This window comes from Cytobacillus sp. T106 (assembly GCF_040492155.1).
In the GTDB taxonomy this organism is placed as follows: Bacteria; Bacillota; Bacilli; order Bacillales; family Cytobacillaceae; genus Bacillus_AB; species Bacillus_AB infantis.
On the sequence record NZ_JBEUMK010000007.1, the window covers coordinates 152,263 to 169,383 of the forward strand.

Sequence of the window (17,121 nt, forward strand, 5' to 3'; positions counted from 1 at the left end):
AGGCCGTGGGAACCCTGGATTTACAGCTCCTTTAAAATCTTCTTATATACTTCTTTTCTATCAAAACTTTCACCCATTGGGAACTTTTTAATATATTTATTGTCTTTATCCAGGAGATAAACATAGGTGCTGTGCACATAGAAGCCATCCCCGGGATCACGGTACTGAAACTGGAAGGCATTGGCGAGCTCCTGTATTTCCTGCTGGTCTTCTTTCATGCTGTCTCGATCTCCAGTCAGGAACACCCAGTTCCCGTCTTTATTAATTTCAAAAGTGTCCATATACTTACTCAGCACTTCAGGTGTGTCGCGATAAGGGTCAATGGTTACTGTCATGAATTTTACTTTATTGCCAAAAACATGATCTTTCTCCAGATCGCTTCTGAGCATATTCATTTTTTGTGTTGTTGTGGGACAGATATCAGGACAATGGGTATAGATAAATTCAACTAATGTTAAGGTCTGTCCACGCTCGCTGAAATCATAGGTTTCACCATTTTCATTAATCAATGATAGATCTTCAGGAATTTCTGCTGAATGATCCCTGATGACAAAAAAAGCAATCCCTGCAGAAATCCCGGCAATAATAAGGATAGAGCTGATCCAATAAAGTTTCTTCATTTCGTTCCCTCCCACTTAAGAATAGGGAAGAGAAGGAAAAAATGACATGGATATTATGTGAAATTTTAAAAGCAGGAGCAAAAAAATATTCATCCGGCTCCGTGGCATATGGACAGCACTATCTGGGTGATTCGATAATTTCTCAAGTAGAGTTATAAAAGAAAAAAAGGAGCCCGCGGGCCCCTCTTTTAATGATTGGATCAGTTCATTCCGATCCAGACGCTCTTCACTTCTGTATAATTATTCAAAGCGTAGGATCCCATTTCCCGGCCCATGCCAGACTGTTTATAGCCGCCGAATGGGGAGGCTGCGTCAAAGGCATTATAGCAGTTGACCCAAACAGTTCCTGCCCTGAGCTGACTGGCGATATAATGGGCTTTGGAGACGTCCTTCGTCCAGACGCCCGCCGCCAGGCCGTATTCGCTGTTATTTGCCCTGGCAATCAGTTCATCAAGATCTTCATACGGCATCGCCGAGATGACAGGACCAAAGATTTCTTCTTTGGCAATCGTCATCTCATCACGTACATCGGCAAAGATAGTAGGGGAGACAAAATAACCTTCTTCATATGGCTTATTTCCGCCGACAAGCAGTTCCGCTCCTTCGCTGACGCCTTTTTCAATATATCCAAGGACCCTGTTCTGCTGTTCTGTTGAAACGAGAGGGCCTATCTGCGTATCAGCATGCAGGCCGGCACCCTGCTTGATCTTCTTGGCATGATCTACCATATCGGACACTACATTATCAAACTGCTTTTTCTGGATGAACACACGCGATCCTGCACAGCATACCTGGCCCTGGTTGAACATGACTCCGTTCAATGCGCCTGGGATGGCCTTTGTCATGTCGGCATCAGGAAGGATGATATTCGGCGACTTCCCGCCAAGTTCCAGCGTGACACGTTTCAGTGTCTTGGAAGCCCTTTGCATGATCATTTTTCCGACCTCTGTAGAACCGGTGAACGCGATCTTATCGACCAGAGGATGATCCACAAGCGGCTGGCCTGCTGTTTCACCAAAGCCGGGGACGATATTCACGACTCCTTCAGGGAAGCCCGCTTCCTGGATTAATTCTGCCAGATACAGAGCGGAGAGAGGTGTCTGCTCTGCCGGCTTGAGAACAACCGTACATCCTGTGGCGAGTGCCGCCCCAAGCTTCCACATTGCCATGAGGAGAGGGAAGTTCCAAGGGATGATCTGGCCGACCACTCCAACAGCCTCGTGGCGTGTATAGTTAAAGAATGGGCCGTTTACCGGAATTGTCTGTCCGACGATTTTTGTCGTCCAGCCCGCATAGTAGCGCATATGCTCAACAGCAAGCGGGATATCAGCTGCAGAGGTTTCCCTGATTGGCTTACCGTTGTCCAGGGTTTCAAGCTGTGCCAGCTCTTCTTTGTGTTCTTCCATTAAATCTGCGAGTTTATACATTAATCTGCTTCTTTTAGCGCTGCCCATCTTGGACCATTTTCCTTCATCAAATGCCTTCCTTGCAGCGAGCACGGCTCTATCAATGTCTTCAGGACCTGCTTCATACAGGGTCGCCAGAACTTCACCGGTAGCAGGGTTATAGCTTTCAAATGTTTTCTGAGAGGCGCTTTCCACGAATTCTCCATTAATGAAAAGCTTTTTCTTTCCGGCCAGGAACTTTTCTACTTTTTCCTTCAAATTAATTGTTAATTGGGTCATTGCAATTCCTCCCTGAAATTAATTTATGTAGCCAAAAGCCTATTTTGATAGCGCTTCCATAAACTATGTTAGCATTTACAGATTCTATTATTCAAATAAAAAGAGAACAAATTTTCAGATAGTTTTCGACAATATTCTTCTGCGCTTTTTGTCTATCCCTTCAAATTTCTGATAAAAAGAAAAATTCTATTTACTTCTGTGGCCTCCCTTGTATATGATTATATTGTATTAAATAATTTGTTCAGCAAAAGGGGTATGTTGTATGTTAGGTGCCGTTCTTAACTAAACCGTTAATCAAATACGGTCATTCCGGGGCTCTTTCTTAAAAGATTAAGGAAGGGAACTTTTATTTAAGTGTGCCCATGGAATAGAGTTAAGAACTCGGTCATAGCCTGCAGCATTTTCTATCAGTGGAAAGCTGTGTTCTTTGAGCACAGCTTTTTTGAATACTGATATATGCTGAATCCTATTTTTGGGAGCCGCAATGATATAGTTCATTGCGGCTTTTTGTATTGATAAAAAGGAGGAAAAAAATTGAATTCACACACTTATGAGTCTTTAGATTTCCATGTGGTAAAAGAAAATGCGGCTCAATTCGCTTTGACGGAAGGAGGAAGAAAAAAGATACTCAGCATGGAGCCATCCTTTCTAAAAGGCCAGATCGAAGCACTGGCAGACGAAACTGCTGAGGCAGCTGCAATTCTTAAAACCGGAAGCAGTGTTCCCATCGGCAGTATGAAAGGGGTTGAAGCCCTGCTGTCATCATTCCACAAAGGAATTGTGCTGCGGGTAGAACAGCTTAGCAGGCTATATGAATTTCTGCAATCCTGCAAGAAGCTTAAGAAGTATATGAAAGACAAGTCTAACCTTGCTCCAAGAATATCTTCCTATATACTCTCTGTTGACGAGCTGCCTTTCCTTGCAGAAGAACTAATGCGCTGCATCCGGAATGGGGGGATAGATGACCATGCCAGCAAGGACCTCCTGAAGATCCGCAAACAGATTGCTATCAAGGAAGAAAGGCTTAAGGAAAAATTGAACCAGATCCTGAAATCAGCTAAATATAAAGAGGTTTTGCAGGAGCGGGTAGTCAGCCAGAGGAATGGCCGGTATGTGGTGCCGGTAAAGAAGGAATACAGGTATAAGATCAAAGGGTCAGTGCTGGACAGAAGTGCTTCAGGTTCAACCCTTTTTATTGAACCTGAAGAAATCGGAGCACACCAGGACCAGCTGAATTGGCTGCATTCAGATGAAGAGTCGGAAATCCTTAACATTCTCTTGTACTTGACAGGGCTGGCGGAGGATAAGCATGAAGAAATCAAGCTGGCGGCCGAGACAATGATCCATTATGATATCGTTTTTGCAAAGGGAAAATACGGGCTGGCGATTGAGGGCATCCCAGTTTGTTTTCAGGATGATCAGTCTTTCCGCCTCCTTGATGCCAGACATCCTTCGCTGGGGAGCTTAGCAGTCCCTCTAACAATAGAGCTTGGACAGAGCGGAACTACAGCCCTTGTGATAACGGGACCGAATACAGGAGGCAAAACAGTTGCCATCAAAACGGTCGGCCTGCTCGCCCTGATGGCTCAATGCGGCCTGCTTCTCCCGGTTTCCCAGGGAAGCTCAATGGGCATATTCCAGAAGATCCTGGTTGATATAGGGGACGGCCAAAGCATTGAAGAAAACTTAAGCACCTTCAGCTCCCGGATAAAAAATATAGGCGAAATCTTAGAAGAATCCACTGCTGACTCCCTGGTGCTTCTGGATGAACTTGGCTCAGGCACTGACCCGGGGGAGGGAATGGGGCTGGCAGCAGCTATTCTGGAGCAGCTGCACAGGAAAGGAGCTGCTATCCTGGCAACAACGCACTATAAAGAGATCAAATCTTTTGCAGAGCATCATGAAGGCTTTATAAATGGAAGCATGGAATTTGATCTTGCCACCTTAAAGCCAACATACAGGCTGAAAATAGGAGAGTCAGGAGAAAGCCAGGCATTTGCCATCGCTTTAAAGCTTGGAATCCATCCGAAGCTGATTGAAAGGGCCCATTACTATTCATACGGGATAGAGAAGAGCTATCCACAGGAACTTTCAGATGATACAGCAAAGAAAAAGATGGAGAGGCAAATATTTGTTCAGAAGCACGAAAAGAAAAGAGAGAAGACAGCAAAAATAGAAAAGCCTGCCGCCTTTAAAACAGGTGACAATGTACTCTATACAAGTACAGGTGAACTGGGGATTATTTATAAAGGACCAGACAGCCGGGATCAATATATTGTGCAAATTAAAGGAGAGAAAAAGGAGATCAACTCTAAAAGACTCAAGCTGTATATTAAGGCAGAGGAGCTATATCGGAAGAATATGATTTTTCCATCATATTTGATACAAAAGAGAATCGGAAAGTTCTGAAGCAGATGGGTAAGAAGCATGTAAAAGGTTTAAGTGCAGATGCTGATGATTAACATATAAAAAGAAAGGAAAGAAGCGAAGTGCTTCTTTCCTTTTTGCATACTTACAAAAGCATTCCTGCAATTGCTGCGCTCAGCAATGAAGCCAGCGCACCTGCTACGACTGCTTTGAATCCGAGTTTAGCGATATCGCCTCTCCGGTCGGGAGCCAGGTTTCCAAGACCGCCAAGAAGGATGGCCATGGATGAAATATTGGCAAATCCGCATAGAGCGAAGCTGATGATGGCTGAAGTTTTTTCAGACAGATTCCCGATTTCAGGGGCAAAGGAAGAATAGGCCACAAATTCATTCAGAACAAGCTTTTGACCGATATATCCCCCAGCCTGAACCGCTTCTGACCACGGAACACCCACCGCAAATGCAATTGGCGAGAATACATAGCCGAGAATCATTTCAAGAGACAGATTGTCTGCACCGAATAGCCCGCCGGCAAAGCCGATCAATCCGTTAATCATAGCAACAAGCGCTATGAACGCCAAAAGCATGGCACCGATATTCAATGCAAGCTGAAGGCCGACACTGGCGCCTTTTGCGGCTGCATCTACTACATTGACAGATTCTGTATCTTTCTCAATAGTAATCTCTTTATCTGTCTGTGATTGTTCTGTTTCCGGAATCATGATCTTTGCTAATACCAGGCCTGCAGGAGCAGCCATGAAGCTGGCAGCAAGGAGATATTCCAGCGGCACCCCCAGCAGGGAGTAACCGATAAGGACTGAACCTGCAACTGAAGCAAGTCCGCCCGTCATGACAGCGAATAATTCCGACCGGGTCATCTTACTGATGAATGGACGGACGATGAGAGGAGCTTCTGTCTGGCCCACAAAAATATTTGCTGCTGCAGAAATGGATTCTGCCTTGCTTGTCCCCAGCAGTTTTGAAAGTCCTCCGCCGATAATCTTGATAACCCACTGCATGACACCAATGTAATAAAGAACAGAGATTAAAGATGAGAAGAATATGACAGTCGGCAGAACCTGAAAGGCAAATACCATCCCGATATTCGTTCCATCGGCAAACAGGCCGCCAAACAGGAAGTTGATTCCTTCGTTCGCATAGCCTACGATATTGTTCACCGTTTCAGTGAGCATCTCTAGTGCTTTTTTCCCCGCATTCCATTTTAAAACAGCAAAAGCAAAGATAAGCTGTATGGCAAGTCCGCCAGCTATCGTCCTTAGATTGATCGCTTTTCTGTTTGAAGAGAAGAGAAGTGCGATTCCAAGAACGACTGCAATCCCAAATAGTCCCCAAAGTAAATTCATCAGTTCCACCCCTTAACAACTAATAGTAATCTCTAGCTTATAAAAATATTCATAAACGTCTTCCAAATGTTGTATGAGAACAGACGTCAGACATCCAACTAATTTACCTGTTTCATTTTAACATGAATCCGTTTACAGTCCAGTATTTTGTTTAATAAAATTGTTTAGAAAATTAATACATGGATTCTATTTTCCATATTCGCTTTTGCGGAAAATTAAATATGGTTAGTCTGAGCAGGTTCAGGGAAACAGAAGAAAAAACAAAGGGGGGATTGGATGGATCCTTATTTTTTCGGTATTTATGCTATCATTTACACTCTGCTGCTGGTTTGGGGAATTTTTCTTTTATTTAAAAAGGGAAGGTCCACATACGGAGATGTGCTGCTAGTTGTGATTGCCGGCCTGATCTATGATAATAGCATCCTTGCAGCAGGACGGATAGCCGGAGAATCTGACATGCTTCTGTCTCTCAATAGAATGCGATTTATTTTACATGCCGCCGCAACACCTCTCCTCGTTCTCTTTGCCTGGTATGCTGCAAAAGAATCGGGTGCAAGGGTGCTTGATCAAAAGAAAAGCCTGGGGATTGCCTGGATCATAACCATTGTATTAATGTCTATAGAATTCTTTGCCATCAGGAATCTTCAGCTTGAGGCAGTAACTGAATACGGGGTGCTGAAATATGCACCATTGCATGCTCACGGTCCTCCAATAATGGTGATCGGTGTATCGGTCTTTCTCTTGATATCCGGAGTTATTGTCTGGAAAAAAACAGGCTGGTTCTGGATGTTTGCCGGAATTGCTATTATGGCTGCAGGAAGTGCTGTACCATTTGATCCAGGCAGTGCTGCAGTTACGAATCTGTTTGAGCTAATCTTAATTGCCAGCCTGCTTTTGACAAAAAAATATTTGGATAGGAATGCCGTATAAAAATGCGGGGCAGAAATTGCTCCGCACTTTTTTTCGCAACATATACTGGTCCAGCTTTAGGAATATCCGCACTTGTCCCCGGACGTTTGTCCATTAGCTGACAGGCCCTCCTGCATATGATGTTAGCGGACAACATATCGGAGGTGATTGAAATGTCAAGAAGCTATTACAATCAGTGCAGAGGCGGCATGGGCCGAATGGTGCGGATCCGGACTGTGCATGGAAGAGAGCATGTGGGAGTTATTGAACGTGTTACACCTTCAAAGGTTTTTATCAGACCTGCAGGCGGCAGGAATTACGGCGGCCACGGCTATGGAGAGTTTGATGGATTTGCGTATCCTTACGGCTGGGGCTGGGGTTGGGGAGGCTTTGGCATCGGCATTGCGTTCGGAGCAATTGCTGCTTTAGCTTTTGTCCCATTTCTATGGTAAGAGCTCAATTAAGCACAAAGATACTATTAGCCCATTCAAAACAGTCATCCTTCTCATACAATACCCTAGGTCGTGCATAAAGGGGGTGCAATGAATGAGCGGTGGAGCTGGATACGGCTACGGCGGCGGGTTTGCCCTTATCGTCGTGCTTTTCATCCTTTTGATTATTGTTGGCGCTGCTTATGTTGGGGGAGGCTTCTAATCCTTTCTGCATTTGAGCAAAAGGAATCTGTTTTCAGGCAGATTCCTTTTTGCGTTTTCCCCCTAAACCATTCTTGCTCGCATGGATGATCTCCCTGAATTAAAATCCTGAAAAAGAAAACAATATAATGACAGCCTCAAGGAGGGATTCATCATGCCAAAAGAAGCACAGGATGACATGTCACAATACAAAATGCCGGATGCGTTAAAGAAACAGCGCAATTCATCCTACCAAGTCGGCTATACCGCTACAACAGGCAATCAAACCGGCGGAGAACCTGAAGTGGGCAAAAGGGCAGACTATAAGAATTGACTTGAATCAAGCTGCGCTATGCAGCTTGATTCTGTCACTTTATCTTGCTCTTGCTACAATGCCATTGTGCACTTTTATAATTCCGTGCTGAAGAATTTCCAGTCCGTTTTCATACATATAAAGCCCCATCTGTTCGACTGTCATAAGCTCCCGGTACGTGTGGTTCATAACATCGGCCATTATTTCATAATAAAGCTTGGACCTGAGCTGTGCTCTTGGAGTCGTCATAATGATATACCCTGATGGTTTCACAAAACTTCTGTGCCAATCGACCACCTCGGGCTTTAATTTGTCAGGGAAATGCTCCAGCAGCCCCACGCTCAAGACAATATCAAATTCCTTCCCATAAGGCAGATTCCTGATATCCTCCACTACATAGTCAATTTGGAAATCATTTTTGTAAAAAGCTTTTCTGCCCCCTGTTTGTTTATTTTGGCCAAGGAAGGGATATGATTCCGGAAATTCTTCAAAGCGTGCATCCCTGCAAAACGGATCATAATCCACCAGTACTGCTTCTCCGCCTGGATACATGGCAGACAGCTGCATTGCTTCATATCCTTCTGCAGCACCTAAAAACAGGATACGGGGTTTTTCAAGGTCCAAGTTGGCAAATAGGCCTCTTTTTCCGCGCGGATCCCAAATCCCATCCTGAATCCTGTGAACATAATTCCATAGTGACAGCCTTACCAGCTCGCCCAAAGCTGATTTCGCTGCACGGGGCTTCATCATAGCTGCATTTTTCAAGAATTCCTTCTTAGACCTGTCCATTTCGGCTGGGACATCCTTAACAAACCACTGATGAAAGGAACGGTTGAACATTTCCCAGGATGTATGGACGGGAAGTTCCTTTTCATGCTCCCTTTCCCAGTCATGCTTTTCTTTTGCAAATGATGTCACTTCGTACGGCTTCCCGATGTCTTTCCACGAGAGCAAGGACCAATCCTTTACAGTGTTCATCTTAATGAATCTGCCGGCCTGCTTTTCCGTATACTCGCGCATATCCCTCCTGTAAGAGGGAAGGAGAGAGGTTTCCTCCTTAATCTCATCTGCTTTTATTTCGGTTTCAAGCAACAATACCACCCCCGTTTGTAAGCGTTATCAATATTTATTCAACACAGGAAATGTCAATCCCTTTAATAGGCGGAAATAAAACGACTTTCCTATGGCTTTACTGCTTCATATTGTGATGGGACCATTTAGCTGGATAATCCTCGTGACTAATAGTGTGTTTACAGGTCTGTAAAACTTGGTTTCACAAAAATGATCTAATCATTAGCAGCAATGACACAAAAACCGTCTAAAGATAAACAGAGCAGGATATCCTGCTCTTAAATCGCCGCAGCCATCTTTTTTCTTTCTAATGTTAGAGCCGCAAACAGGAAGGAAAGCGCTGCTGCAAAACGAACAGCAGAAGTTATGCTCATAGCCGATAACATACCGAAATGATCAAGCAGGAACACTCCGAATTGCGGGGCGATAAAACCGACAAGGGATAACAAAAAGTTATAGTTGGCTATATAGCTGGTCCGGTTTTTTTCCGGCGAAGCATTAAGAAGCTGATTGAACAGTAGCAGATTAGTCCCCGAAACAAAAAGGCCGATCCATAGATTGATTAGCGTCAGGTAAACAAGATTGGATGAAGCGACTGTAAGGAGCGGGGCCGTTGCCATGCCAGCTGCTGCAATGAATAGGATAAAGCTGTTGCCTTTCCTGTCCGCCGCTTTAGCCCACCATTTAATGCTGACAATCTGGGCCAGCTGGTTGGTTACAGAAAACAGGGAAAGCCACAGGGCAGTAGCTCCTGCTTCCTTTATTTGATATATGCTGAAAATGGACCATGCCATCTGGGCACCAAAATTAAATAAAAGTCCGCAGACAACAAATGTAAGGAATGGCTTGTGCCTGAAAACAGCTAATGATAGTTTCTTTGTCTTGATGCCCTCTTCCGGCTTTTCTTTTATCACCGGGCTTTCTTTATGCTTAAAAAGGTAATAAACTTCAAGCAGCGCAAAGAGGAAGCCGAGCACAAAGAGAAATTGATACGGAAAAGGGGAACCTTGGTCATACTGCTGCAGGAAAAATCCTGTCCCGAAAGTTATAAACATGGCAGCAATTGTATTAAGGCGGTTGCGTGTGCTAAAGAATTCACCGCGTCTTTTTTCAGGGACCAGATCTCCGATCATGGACTGCCAGGACAGTCCGGAAACAGCTCCCGGGAAATTGAGCAGACCAATAAGCCCAACAAGAAACCATGGCGCATATTCCTTTGGCAGGAAAGGTACAAATAAAATCAGCATAAAAAGAAATCTTGTCGCAAATGTAGAAGCAACAGCCACCCTTTTTTTGCTCCGTGAACGATTGATCCAAACTGCTCCAGGAATGATGGCCAGAAGGCCGATGATAGAAGGAAGGGAACTTATCAGTCCCATCTGCTGATTTGTTGCCTCAAGAACACTGATGGCCAGTAGGGGGATGTAGCCGTTGACCGCATTCGTAGAAATAGTAGAAGCCAGGCCATTATAGATGCTCAGCTTTTCATTTTGTGTATATTTCAATTCTTAATCTCCTTTTTCCTTTTTCGTTGCCGCAATGGATTGTATGCTTTCGCTTCTCAAAAAACAATACATTTGGCATAAAAAGGGTAAAAGGTGGGACCTTCTCGATTAAGAACATAGACCTATTGAAGGACTTATGTCACATAACAAAATCATTATTAATACTGGAATAATTTAACTTTACCGGTAAAATCTTTCCCTGTTTCCTCTATAGTTTACGTTTTTCCACCAGGGGTACTTATTCTAGGAAGGCTTATCCAGCCAGACTAAAAAACACCTGTCGAGGAGGAATTTTATGTTTTATCATGTAAAAGAACTGCAATTCGAAGCAAGGCCGGAACGTCCGGATCCCTTGTTTGCCAAGAAGCTGCAAGAGCTGATCGGCGGGCAGTATGGAGAAATGACCGTTGCCATGCAATATATGTTTCAGGGATGGGCTACACGCGGCAACGAAAAGTACCGGGACCTGCTTTTGGATATAGGTACAGAAGAAATCGGACATGTTGAAATGCTTGCTACCATGGTTGCCCGCCTGCTAGATAACGCACCTGTCAAGGACCAGGAAGATGCAGCAAAAGATCCTGTCATTGGTGCAGTCCTCGGCGGGATGAATCCGCAGCACGCGATTGTAAGCGGACTTGGTGCCCGCCCGAGCGACAGTGTCGGCAACCCTTGGATGGGCAGCTATACCATTGCAAGCGGCAACCTTCTGGCTGACTTCAGGGCCAACCTGAATGCAGAATCCCAGGGGCGCCTGCAGGCCGTACGCCTGTATGAAATGTCTGATGATGCTGGAGTTAAAGATTTGCTTTCTACCCTCATTGCCCGCGATTCTTACCATCAGAATCAATGGATGGCAGCAATCGCTGAACTTGAGGAAAAAGAAGGCATCATTACACCAAGCACATTCCCTCGCGAACTTGAGAAAAAGGATATTGCTTATAAACTATATAATCTTTCTGAAGGCCAGGAAAGCGGCGCAGGACGGTGGGCAAGCGGACCTGCACTTGATGGCCAGGGAGAATATGAATATGTTGCTGATCCTAAACCGAATGCCGAGAAGCCATTTCTGAACCCGGCTCCTAAAAGCCTTCATAATACGCTGCCGGAAGACTTAAAAAATCAATAAAGAAAGAGTCATGGCCCGGGGTATCCAGCTCCGGGTTTTTTCCTGCAGCCGGGAAAAATATGAAAAAGCAGCAGGAGGATCAAAATGAGCGTATTCAATGTAATCAGCCATAGACCCTACCCTCTTCCAAAGTTACCCTGGCTAATGACGCAGACTTGGACCGATGTGGTGTTTGTCCATTGGCCAGTGGAGGCTTCTTCCATCAGAAGCTCCGTGCCTGATGGTATGGAAATAGATATTTACGGAGGCCAGGCATGGATCAGTGTAGTTTTCTTTTCTCTGAAGGAAGCAGGCTTGATAATCACCCCGAGATTTTCGCTAAAAGAAAAAGTCCATGAAATGAACGTCCGTACCTATGTGAAGAGAAATGGAAAACAGGGAGTCTATTTTTTCAGCCTTGATACGAATTCCCTGCTCAATACAGTTGGTCCGAGACTTGCTTATTTCCTCCCATATTTTTGGGCTGATTTGAAAAAAGAAAGAAATAATGAAAGCTTAACCATAAAAGCTGCCAGGAAAAGCAGCCATCGTAAATACAAATGCAGCTTAAGCACCTGCGGACAAACATACACAGCTGAAAAAGGGTCACTTGATGAGTGGCTGACTGAGAGATATTGTTTATTCAATAGAATAGGGGGGCGATATTTAAGGACGGATATCCATCATAAAAAGTGGAGATTGATGCAGGCGGAGGGCAGGGCAGCAGAGAATTCCTTTTTACCGCCGGAGCTTGAAGGTGCAGCCGCAGAAACACCTATCTTCCATTATTCCAAGAGCCAGACCGCCTTCATATGGCCATGGATGCTGGATTAAAAAATAACAGCCGTCAAATGCGGCTGTTATTTTTTCCTGTTCTGATGCATTTCTGCCAGCTGCCTTTTGACTTCGTTGTACGACAGTCCCGAAGCTGCATTTTTTTTCTTTACTTCTTCAATATCAGTTCCTGCAGCAGTATACCTTTTATTAGACTCCAAGCATATTCCCTCCAGTTCTTTTTATTTAACAGGTTAAAAAGGCAGAACCTGCACATACTAGAAAAAAAGGAGGCGGTTCCTATTTTTTTCAACAAGAGAGCACAAGAAGAAAAGCCAGAAGATATCTTAATGGATACTGAAGTATACTCCTGCGCCGGTGAATCCTGCAATGGGTGGATGAGGAAAGATTTCGCATCCGATGACTTATTATGCCCCCTTTGCGGAACAGGTATGACTGCTGAAATAAGAGAGCTTCCAAAGATTTGATGCTGCACGATTAATGGGAAGAAGCCTGAACCTTTGTCAGGCTTCTTTTTGTTGGCATAACGCAGAGTATTTATGCCGTGTTCCTGGAACAAGGCTTTTCCGCTTTTCTATTGTCCAGCTCCGCCGGCTAGAGCCTCGAGTCATAAGCTACTTTGGAACCGAAGGCAAAGAACGCCTCCAATTCCAAAGCGTCTTATGCTGGGCCCGCAGGACGCGGGTCATGCAGGCGTTGCAACAGGACGTGGCGTCTTTAGCCTGCGTTCCTTAATCCGAACAGCCGCTTCCGCTTTTCTATTTGTCCAGCTCCGGCGGCTAGAGCCTCGAGTCATAAGCCACGCAAGGATTAAAGGCAAAGAACGCCTTTTATCCTTGCGCGTCTTATGCTGGGCCCGCAGGACGCGGGTCATGCAGGCGTTGCCACAGGACGTGGCGTCTTTAGCCTGCGTTCCTTAATCCGAACAGCCGCCTCCGCTTTTCTATTCATAATGTTCTTCAAATGCTTTTTCTGCGGCGGCTTGTGAGGTGAACAGGGCGTCGTCGTCCTCGATTACGTGAAAGGTTTCGTTTAGGAACAGGGCATACGCGTTGGGATCTTTGGGATGCTGGACGATTTCTGCTGCCCGGATATTTGAGACGGTAGGGGTATGGGGGTTGTTATATATAACAAATACCTCGTCCCCGGCTTTTACTTCTTTAGGATTGATCATATCCATATTGGCATTCTCCTTTATAAGTTCTCGTTTTGCTGTCCAATTTCGCCTGCAGCTATGATGCTATTGGCTGTTTCCAGTGATTCATGCTCATTGACAGAGTCTCCGGGCGTATTTCTTTCGTTTATCCCGCGAGCATCAGTGTCTATTGTCATTTCAGGCTCAGAAGGTGCAAAATTCTTAGGGTCTTCTGTTTCTTTCTCCTGCAAGTATATCCCCTCCTTTTTTCGAACCATCTATTTAAAAGTTTTTCCTGATGTATCTCCACTATGCATTAAGACCAAATTAAAGCAGAGGCTTTAGGATCTGAGCAGCCGGGAATACGCATAACAGATAGAAAAAAAGGAGGCAGGGAATGTTTAAAAATAATGCAGAAAGAATAATCTCAGATATCCAGAATCACAGCATTAGGATTGATGATTTTAATGACTTGGATGCAGCAGCAGAAGCTGCCGGCAGCTCCCAGTTCGTCCTCCTTGGGGAAGCGTCCCATGGAACATCTGAATTTTATACCTGGAGGGCAGAGCTGACGAAGAAGCTTATCGGACAATATGGCTTCAAGGCCGTCTGTGTTGAAGGGGACTGGCCCTCATGTTTTGAGGTTAACAGCTATATTAAGTCGTATAATCAGCGCCTGCCACAGGATGTACTGAAAGCAGCATTTAACAGATGGCCGGAGTGGATGTGGGCCAATCGTGAGATCCAGGACTTTATCGTATGGCTCAGGGATTATAATGAGCAGGCAAAAAAAGATATGATTGGCTTTTACGGTTTGGATGTCTACAGTTTATGGGAGTCCATGGAGGAAATCATCCAGCATCTTGAAAAAGACAGCTCCAATGATGCAGAAGCTGCCAAAAAAGCTTTTTCATGCTTTGAGCCTTATTACAGGAATCCTGAGGACTATGCGGTGTCATCGGGCTTTTATGGAGAATCGTGCGAGGAAGAAGTAATGGAGCTGCTGCTAAATATCCGGAGAGACTTGGCAAAATACCCTCCCCAAAATGAAACGGCGCTTAACCTTTCAGTCAACAGCCTTGTTGCCCTTCATGCAGAAAGTTATTACCGGTCAATGGTAAAAGGCGGCGCTGAGGACTGGAACATTAGGGACAGACATATGGTCAGCGCAATTGAGGAAATCATTAGATACTATGGTGAAGCTACAAAGATCGTCATCTGGGAGCATAATACGCATATCGGTGATGCAAGAGCAACTGATATGGAAATGCATGGGATGACGAATGTCGGCCAGATTCTCAGGGAGAGGTATGCCGGCAAAGTATTTGCGCTCGGTCTGGGAACATACGACGGGACTGTGATTGCCGGACGCAGCTGGGGAGAGAGAAGGGAAGTGATGCTTCTGCCTCCTGCAGCAGAAGGTAGCTGGGAGGATTTGCTGCACCGGGCTGGTGCACATAATAAGCTGATTCTCTTCAGCAGCGAAAATCGCAGCCTTTTTCAAGAAACGATTGGACACAGAGCGGTGGGAGTCGTATATAATCCGGAATTTGAACTCAATGGAAATTACGTTCCTTCACAGATTTCCGACCGGTACGATGGTTTTCTTTTCATTGACCGCACTTCTGCTTTAAGATCTCTTGACTAAAGAGGGTGAGCCTGAATCAGGCTCACCCTTTGTTACATTATTGATAGCTGTCCGCCAGTTCATCAACAAGAGAACCGACAAAAGAAACAGCTTTCCTGATCGAATCCGGCTTGCTCATATCAACGCCCGCGTCCTTGATAAGCTCCAGCGGCTTTTTCGTTCCTCCGGCTTTCAGTACATCGATCCACTGTTCAACGGCAGGCTGTCCTTCTTCCTTGATCCTTTGTGCAACAGCAGTTGATACAGTCAATCCCGCAGAGTAAGTATACGGGTACAGACCCATGTAGTAATGAGGCTGCCTCATCCATGTCAGGCTTGCCCCTTCATCGATTTCAACTGAACTGCCCCAGAAGTCTTCAAGCACCTGTTTCTTCTCCCTGGATAATAAAGCAGCCGTCAGGGGAACCCCTTGCTCCGCCAAAGCGTAGACTCTTCTCTGGTATCTGCCTTCCAGGAGATGTGTAACAAAGTTATGATAATAGGTTCCAAGTAGCTGAAGGATGACCCAGCGCTTCATCCGCGGATCTTCGGTGCCTTCCAGTAGATGCTGCCCCAGCAGAAGCTCATTGATCGTCGATGGCGCTTCTACAAAATAAGTGGAAGGACGGGTATTCATAATACGCTGATTTTTATTTGCCAGGTAGAAATGGCCGGCATGGCCCAATTCATGGGCAAGCACGAATGCACCGCGCATTGTATCTGTCCATGTGATCAGAATATACGGGTGCGAGCCGTACGGGCTTGAACAGAACGCACCTGTCGATTTGCCGATATTATCTGCAAGGTCCACCCATCTGTCTTCAAGGCCTTTTTTCATGATTTCTGTATATTCTGGCCCCATCACCTGAAGAGCTTCCAGGATGACTTCACTGGCAGACTCATAGGTGGTGGCCGGGTTGAATTCCGGGTCAAGCGGCGCCTTAAGGTCAGCAAATGTCATCCTATCAAATCCGAGTACCGTCTTCTTCAGTTCAGCATACTTGCGCATAATAGGGGCCAATTCTTCTCCGATGATATCAAGCTGATTGTGGTACATTTCCTCTGTAACCTGCTGAGGCTCCAGCAGCATTTCTGTTGCAGATTCATACTTTCTCGCCCGGGACAGAACGACCTGCCGTTTCACTTCTGCTGAATAAGCGGCAGCAAACGTGTTTTTATACTGCTTCAGTGTATCAGTGAAAGATTCATAAGCAGCTCTTCTTGTATGTGTATCAGGCGAAAATTCATAACGGTCTTCAAACAGGGCAAAAGAGTTTGGCAGTACATTGCCCTCCTTGTCCTTAAATGAAGCGAACTGCATATCTGCCAGCTTGCTGTTTTGATAAACCTGATATGGAGAGGCATGTACCTCGCCAAGTGAGGCAAGGACTTCTTCAGTCTCTGGGCTGAGCTTATGTTTTTTTGTTTCAAGAAGCTCTTCAAGATTTTTTCTGAAGGCTTCCAGCTCTGGCTGTTCTTTTATGTATCTCTCAAGCAGCCCATCTTCAAAAGCCAGGATCTCGGACTCAATGAAAGAAAGGGCGGAGTTCACTTTTGCCCGGAGTGACGCTGCCAGCGATGCGTTGGACTGATTGTCAGGATCTGATCCATCTTCAGATTGGCGCAGGGAAGCATAGGTTCCGGCCTGGACCATCCTGATGGAGTAAGCTTCCTGTGCCAGCAGGCATTCCTTCAGGACAGCAGAGCCGCTGGCAAGCCTGCCTTTATATGAATCAAACCGGGACAGGTCAGCCTCCAGGCTTTCAAGCTCACTCTTCCAGTTTTCTTCCGAAGAGAACAAATCATTTAAATTCCATGTAATAGCCTCAGGGACCTCTGAGCGTGCTAGTCTTTTGACAAGTGTTTTTTCAGTCATTTATAAAAAGCCTCCTTTATATAAAACGGGAAGATGTTTCGAAACCCTAAAGAAATTATACTTCATCGGAAGGCATTTTCCTATCCTTTATCTAAATATTTTTAATCTTTGTACA

17 protein-coding genes and 1 pseudogene are annotated in these 17,121 nt (G+C 45.2%); 9 read left to right on the top strand and 9 right to left on the bottom strand.

The features are described 5' to 3' along the window. Positions 1 to 20: 20 nt before the first annotated feature. Complete coding sequence (locus tag ABU165_RS14595) at positions 21 to 620, bottom strand: SCO family protein (RefSeq protein WP_009793812.1); 600 nt, start codon at positions 618 to 620, stop codon at positions 21 to 23. A gap of 200 nt (positions 621 to 820) precedes the next feature. Next, complete coding sequence (locus tag ABU165_RS14600) at positions 821 to 2,305, bottom strand: aldehyde dehydrogenase family protein (protein ID WP_009793813.1); 1,485 nt, start codon at positions 2,303 to 2,305, stop codon at positions 821 to 823. 534 nt (positions 2,306 to 2,839) lie between these two features. Here ABU165_RS14600 and ABU165_RS14605 point away from each other — a divergent pair. Next, positions 2,840 to 4,767 (top strand): annotated as a pseudogene (locus ABU165_RS14605) (endonuclease MutS2). 50 nt (positions 4,768 to 4,817) lie between these two features. Here the strand turns inward: ABU165_RS14605 and ABU165_RS14610 are convergent. Next, the gene (locus ABU165_RS14610) at positions 4,818 to 6,035 is read right to left on the bottom strand and encodes a NupC/NupG family nucleoside CNT transporter (RefSeq protein ID WP_009793816.1); all 1,218 of its coding nucleotides are present in this window, start codon (positions 6,033 to 6,035) and stop codon (positions 4,818 to 4,820) included. Positions 6,036 to 6,311: 276 nt separating this feature from the next. Between ABU165_RS14610 and ABU165_RS14615 the strand changes: the two genes are divergently transcribed. The 4 genes from ABU165_RS14615 (at position 6,312) to ABU165_RS14630 (ending at position 7,910) form a co-directional block, all read left to right on the top strand. Next, entirely contained in the window at positions 6,312 to 6,965 is a 654-nt protein-coding gene (locus ABU165_RS14615) for a hypothetical protein (RefSeq protein ID WP_094769012.1), read from the top strand. Positions 6,966 to 7,117: 152 nt separating this feature from the next. Next, positions 7,118 to 7,396 (top strand): hypothetical protein, encoded by a 279-nt coding sequence (locus tag ABU165_RS14620; protein WP_094769013.1) that lies wholly within the window; start codon positions 7,118 to 7,120, stop codon positions 7,394 to 7,396. Between the two features lie 94 nt (positions 7,397 to 7,490). Beyond that, a complete protein-coding gene (locus tag ABU165_RS14625) occupies positions 7,491 to 7,598 on the top strand; it encodes a YjcZ family sporulation protein (protein ID WP_009793819.1) in 108 nt (35 codons plus the stop codon). A gap of 153 nt (positions 7,599 to 7,751) precedes the next feature. Then, a complete protein-coding gene (locus ABU165_RS14630) occupies positions 7,752 to 7,910 on the top strand; it encodes a hypothetical protein (protein ID WP_009793820.1) in 159 nt (52 codons plus the stop codon). A 39-nt stretch (positions 7,911 to 7,949) separates the two neighbouring features. On the opposite strand, the gene ABU165_RS14635 is transcribed toward ABU165_RS14630, so the two are convergent. Together ABU165_RS14635 and ABU165_RS14640 are read right to left on the bottom strand one after the other, a co-directional pair. Then, positions 7,950 to 8,981, bottom strand: coding sequence for a class I SAM-dependent methyltransferase (locus ABU165_RS14635; RefSeq protein ID WP_009793821.1), 1,032 nt, complete (start codon positions 8,979 to 8,981; stop codon positions 7,950 to 7,952). Between the two features lie 257 nt (positions 8,982 to 9,238). Then, positions 9,239 to 10,465 (bottom strand): MFS transporter, encoded by a 1,227-nt coding sequence (locus ABU165_RS14640; protein ID WP_224950311.1) that lies wholly within the window; start codon positions 10,463 to 10,465, stop codon positions 9,239 to 9,241. A 295-nt stretch (positions 10,466 to 10,760) separates the two neighbouring features. Between ABU165_RS14640 and ABU165_RS14645 the strand changes: the two genes are divergently transcribed. Both ABU165_RS14645 and ABU165_RS14650 read left to right on the top strand, forming a co-directional pair. Continuing rightward, on the top strand, positions 10,761 to 11,594 hold the full coding sequence (locus tag ABU165_RS14645; protein WP_129612199.1) for a manganese catalase: 834 nt from the start codon (positions 10,761 to 10,763) through the stop codon (positions 11,592 to 11,594). A gap of 84 nt (positions 11,595 to 11,678) precedes the next feature. Then, positions 11,679 to 12,407: a YqjF family protein gene (locus ABU165_RS14650; RefSeq protein WP_022543858.1), complete on the top strand. Its 729-nt coding sequence runs from the start codon at positions 11,679 to 11,681 to the stop codon at positions 12,405 to 12,407. A 26-nt stretch (positions 12,408 to 12,433) separates the two neighbouring features. Here the strand turns inward: ABU165_RS14650 and ABU165_RS14655 are convergent, their stop codons facing one another. After that, complete coding sequence (locus ABU165_RS14655; protein WP_022543857.1) at positions 12,434 to 12,568, bottom strand: hypothetical protein; 135 nt, start codon at positions 12,566 to 12,568, stop codon at positions 12,434 to 12,436. 81 nt (positions 12,569 to 12,649) lie between these two features. Here ABU165_RS14655 and ABU165_RS14660 point away from each other — a divergent pair, with 81 nt between their 5' ends. Beyond that, the gene (locus ABU165_RS14660; protein WP_083783107.1) at positions 12,650 to 12,835 is read left to right on the top strand and encodes a cold-inducible protein YdjO-related protein; all 186 of its coding nucleotides are present in this window, start codon (positions 12,650 to 12,652) and stop codon (positions 12,833 to 12,835) included. A gap of 476 nt (positions 12,836 to 13,311) precedes the next feature. Here ABU165_RS14660 and ABU165_RS14665 read toward each other — a convergent pair whose 3' ends face one another. Next, a complete protein-coding gene (locus ABU165_RS14665) occupies positions 13,312 to 13,548 on the bottom strand; it encodes a transcriptional regulator SplA domain-containing protein (protein ID WP_009793826.1) in 237 nt (78 codons plus the stop codon). A gap of 14 nt (positions 13,549 to 13,562) precedes the next feature. Then, the gene (locus ABU165_RS14670) at positions 13,563 to 13,754 is read right to left on the bottom strand and encodes a hypothetical protein (RefSeq protein WP_022543856.1); all 192 of its coding nucleotides are present in this window, start codon (positions 13,752 to 13,754) and stop codon (positions 13,563 to 13,565) included. A 146-nt stretch (positions 13,755 to 13,900) separates the two neighbouring features. On the opposite strand from ABU165_RS14670, the gene ABU165_RS14675 reads away from it, so the two are divergent. Beyond that, positions 13,901 to 15,151, top strand: a complete 1,251-nt coding sequence (locus tag ABU165_RS14675) for an erythromycin esterase family protein (RefSeq protein ID WP_148949470.1) — start codon at positions 13,901 to 13,903, stop codon at positions 15,149 to 15,151. Positions 15,152 to 15,188: 37 nt separating this feature from the next. Here the strand turns inward: ABU165_RS14675 and pepF are convergent, their stop codons facing one another. Further along, complete coding sequence (pepF, locus tag ABU165_RS14680; protein WP_311224379.1) at positions 15,189 to 17,006, bottom strand: oligoendopeptidase F; 1,818 nt, start codon at positions 17,004 to 17,006, stop codon at positions 15,189 to 15,191. Positions 17,007 to 17,121: the final 115 nt, after the last annotated feature.

Excerpts from the sequence above, each read along its gene's own strand:
- ABU165_RS14595 (WP_009793812.1), bottom strand. The coding sequence starts at position 620 with ATGAAGAAACTTTATTGGATCAGCTCTATCCTTATTATTGCCGGGATT.
- ABU165_RS14600 (WP_009793813.1), bottom strand. The coding sequence starts at position 2,305 with ATGACCCAATTAACAATTAATTTGAAGGAAAAAGTAGAAAAGTTCCTG.
- ABU165_RS14610 (WP_009793816.1), bottom strand. The coding sequence starts at position 6,035 with ATGAATTTACTTTGGGGACTATTTGGGATTGCAGTCGTTCTTGGAATC.
- ABU165_RS14615 (WP_094769012.1), top strand. The coding sequence starts at position 6,312 with ATGGATCCTTATTTTTTCGGTATTTATGCTATCATTTACACTCTGCTG.
- ABU165_RS14620 (WP_094769013.1), top strand. The coding sequence starts at position 7,118 with ATGTCAAGAAGCTATTACAATCAGTGCAGAGGCGGCATGGGCCGAATG.
- ABU165_RS14625 (WP_009793819.1), top strand. The coding sequence starts at position 7,491 with ATGAGCGGTGGAGCTGGATACGGCTACGGCGGCGGGTTTGCCCTTATC.
- ABU165_RS14630 (WP_009793820.1), top strand. The coding sequence starts at position 7,752 with ATGCCAAAAGAAGCACAGGATGACATGTCACAATACAAAATGCCGGAT.
- ABU165_RS14645 (WP_129612199.1), top strand. The coding sequence starts at position 10,761 with ATGTTTTATCATGTAAAAGAACTGCAATTCGAAGCAAGGCCGGAACGT.
- ABU165_RS14650 (WP_022543858.1), top strand. The coding sequence starts at position 11,679 with ATGAGCGTATTCAATGTAATCAGCCATAGACCCTACCCTCTTCCAAAG.
- ABU165_RS14665 (WP_009793826.1), bottom strand. The coding sequence starts at position 13,548 with ATGGATATGATCAATCCTAAAGAAGTAAAAGCCGGGGACGAGGTATTT.
- ABU165_RS14675 (WP_148949470.1), top strand. The coding sequence starts at position 13,901 with ATGTTTAAAAATAATGCAGAAAGAATAATCTCAGATATCCAGAATCAC.
- pepF (WP_311224379.1), bottom strand. The coding sequence starts at position 17,006 with ATGACTGAAAAAACACTTGTCAAAAGACTAGCACGCTCAGAGGTCCCT.